This window comes from Mycobacterium talmoniae (genome assembly GCF_001854525.1).
Lineage (GTDB): Bacteria > Actinomycetota > Actinomycetes > Mycobacteriales > Mycobacteriaceae > Mycobacterium > Mycobacterium talmoniae.
Genome location: NZ_MLQM01000304.1, coordinates 1 through 2,648, shown reverse-complemented (window position 1 = coordinate 2,648; position 2,648 = coordinate 1). Strand labels below are relative to the sequence as shown.

The following is a 2,648-nucleotide window of genomic DNA, read 5'->3' as shown; positions in this document are numbered from 1 at the left end:
GTGGTCGACGGGGACGGCATGCACCGCATCGTCGGGCGCGAATCGGTCGACCTGATCAAATCGGGCGGCTTTCGGGTCGGCGCCGGCGAAATCGAGACCGTGCTGCTTGGGCATCCCGGGGTGGCCGAGGCGGCCGTCGTCGGGGTGCCCGACGCCGACCTGGGCCAGCGGATCGTCGCGTTCGTCGTCGGTGACGCCAAGCCCGACGAGCTGATCAACTATGTGGCCGAGCAACTTTCCGTGCACAAACGCCCCCGTGAAGTGCGGATCGTCGATGGGTTGCCGCGCAACGCGATGGGCAAAGTGCTCAAAAAGGAGCTGCTGGCCTAGGCTCGCTGGTGGCCCGCCGGGCGGGGTCACCGATGCGATACGAGAAGGGGAGACCCACGATGAGACGGTTCGGCATCGGCGTGGTCAGCATCGTCGCCGCCGCGGTGTGCACGCTGACTGGCTGTTCGGCCGTGGACAAGGTCACCAACAAGGGTGGCGACACCACCTGCAAGGAATTCCGGCGCCAAAGCCAAGACAAGCAGGAATCCGAAGTCACCAAGATGCTCAAGGACCAACACGGCAAAGAGCCGTCCCACCTTGAGGTCTCGGCAACCCGGGTGGCGGTGGACGCCTACTGCCAGACCATCGGGAAAGACAGCAGCAAGATCAGCGACTCGCAGCTCTGAGCTTTCGCTAGTTGGCGTGCAGGTCCTCGTTGAGCGCGATACCCTGCCCGTCGCGGGCCACCACCTCCACCGCGCCGCTGACCGAATTGCGGCGGAACAGCAGGTTGTTCTCGCCGGACAGGTCGCGGGCCTTGACGGCGCGACCGTCGGGCATGGTGACCTTGGTGCCGGCGGTGACGTAGAGGCCGGCCTCGATGACGCAGTCGTCGCCCAAGGAGATCCCCAAGCCGGCGTTGGCGCCCAGCAGGCAGCGCTTGCCGATCGAAATGACTTGCGTCCCACCGCCGGACAGCGTGCCCATGATGGACGCGCCGCCGCCGACATCGGAGCCGTCGCCGACGACCACCCCGCCCGAGACCCGGCCCTCGATCATCGACGCGCCCAGGGTGCCGGCGTTGAAGTTGACGAAGCCTTCGTGCATGACGGTGGTGCCCGACGCCAGATGGGCGCCCAGCCGCACCCGGTCGGCGTCGGCGATCCGCACCCCGGCGGGCAGCACGTAGTCGACCATCCGCGGGAACTTGTCCACGCCGTACACCGTGACCGGTCCGCGGCGGCGCAACCGGGCCCGCACGGTTTCGAAGCCCTCGACGGCGCACGGACCGTGGTTGGTCCACACCACATTGGTCAACAGCGGAAAGAAGCCGTCGGCGTTCAGGCCGTGCGGGGCCACCAGCCGGTGGGACAGCAGGTGCAGCCGCAGGTAGACGTCGTAGGCGTCGGTGGCCTTGTCGCCCAGGTCGCCGATCACGGTCCGCACCGCGACGGTCTCGGTGCCGCGGTCCTCGTCGCGTCCGGTCAGCGCGGCCAGCTCGTCGGGAACCTCGGCCACCGACAGCCGGGTGGTGCCGGCCTCGCCGGCGTCGATCAGTTCCGGTGCCGGAAACCAGGTGTCGAGCACCGACCCGTCGCCGGCCAGCGTCGCCAATCCAATACCCGAAGCTCCAGTCACGCGGTCAGGCTACTTTCCTTGCGCGAGCAGACGCAAAAGTACCCTTGAGATGCCCCGCGAGGGGGCTTTTACGTCTGCTCGGCGGTTAAGGTGAGTCCGTGCTGGACCTGCGTGGGGACCCGATCGAGCTGACCGCCGCCCTGGTCGACATCCCCAGCGAGTCGCGCCACGAGGCCCGCATCGCCGACGCGGTCGAGGCCGCGCTGCGGGCCCAGACCAGCGGCTTCGAGATCCTGCGCAGCGGCGACGCGGTGCTGGCCCGCACCGCGCTGGGCCGGCCCACCCGGGTGCTGCTGGCCGGGCACCTAGACACCGTCCCGGTGGCCGACAACCTGCCCAGCCGCCGCTCCTTTGGCGACGACGGTGAGCTGCTGCACGGCTGCGGCACCGTGGACATGAAATCCGGGGACGCGGTGTTCCTGCATCTGGCCGCCACCCTCGACGCACCCGCCCACGATCTGACCCTGGTGTTCTACGACTGCGAGGAGATCGAGGCCGCCGCCAACGGTTTGGGGCGCATCGAACGCGACCTGCCGGACTGGCTCCGGGCCGACGTCGCCATTCTCGGGGAGCCCAGCGGCGGCTACATCGAGGCCGGCTGCCAGGGCACGCTGCGCGTGGTGATCCGCGCCGGCGGCACCCGCGCCCACTCGGCGCGGTCCTGGATGGGCGACAACGCCATCCACAAACTGGGCGCGGTGCTGGGCCGGCTCACCGCGTACCGGGCCCGCACCGTCGACATCGACGGCTGCACCTACCGCGAAGGGCTGTCGGCGGTGCGCATCGACGGCGGCGTGGCCGGCAACGTCATCCCCGACGCGGCCAGCGTCACGGTCAACTTCCGGTTCGCCCCGGACCGGTCTCCCGAGCAGGCGCTGGCCCACGTGCACGAGGTGTTCGACGGGCTCGACGTGGCCATCGAGCAGACCGACGCCGCCGACGGTGCGCTGCCCGGCCTGTCCCAGCCGGCCGCCAAAGCCCTGGTCGACGCCGCCGACGGCCGGGTCCGGGCGAAATAC

At 69.8% G+C, this 2,648-nt stretch carries 4 protein-coding genes; 3 read left to right on the top strand and 1 reads right to left on the bottom strand.

The genetic code is table 11. The annotated features are described in order from the left end of the window. The coding region (locus tag BKN37_RS26795) for an AMP-binding enzyme (protein ID WP_423212848.1) at positions 1 to 330 on the top strand (330 nt) is incomplete at its 5' end. A 59-nt stretch (positions 331 to 389) separates the two neighbouring features. After that, positions 390 to 677 (top strand): hypothetical protein, encoded by a 288-nt coding sequence (locus BKN37_RS26790; RefSeq protein WP_071030296.1) that lies wholly within the window; start codon positions 390 to 392, stop codon positions 675 to 677. A 7-nt stretch (positions 678 to 684) separates the two neighbouring features. On the opposite strand, the gene dapD is transcribed toward BKN37_RS26790, so the two are convergent. Then, positions 685 to 1,629, bottom strand: coding sequence for a 2,3,4,5-tetrahydropyridine-2,6-dicarboxylate N-succinyltransferase (gene dapD, locus BKN37_RS26785; protein WP_071030294.1), 945 nt, complete (start codon positions 1,627 to 1,629; stop codon positions 685 to 687). A 98-nt stretch (positions 1,630 to 1,727) separates the two neighbouring features. Between dapD and dapE the strand changes: the two genes are divergently transcribed. After that, positions 1,728 to 2,648, top strand: a 921-nt coding sequence (gene dapE / locus BKN37_RS26780) for a succinyl-diaminopimelate desuccinylase (RefSeq protein WP_071030293.1), incomplete at its 3' end; no start/stop codon positions are given.

Excerpts from the sequence above, each read along its gene's own strand:
- BKN37_RS26790 (WP_071030296.1), top strand. The coding sequence starts at position 390 with ATGAGACGGTTCGGCATCGGCGTGGTCAGCATCGTCGCCGCCGCGGTG.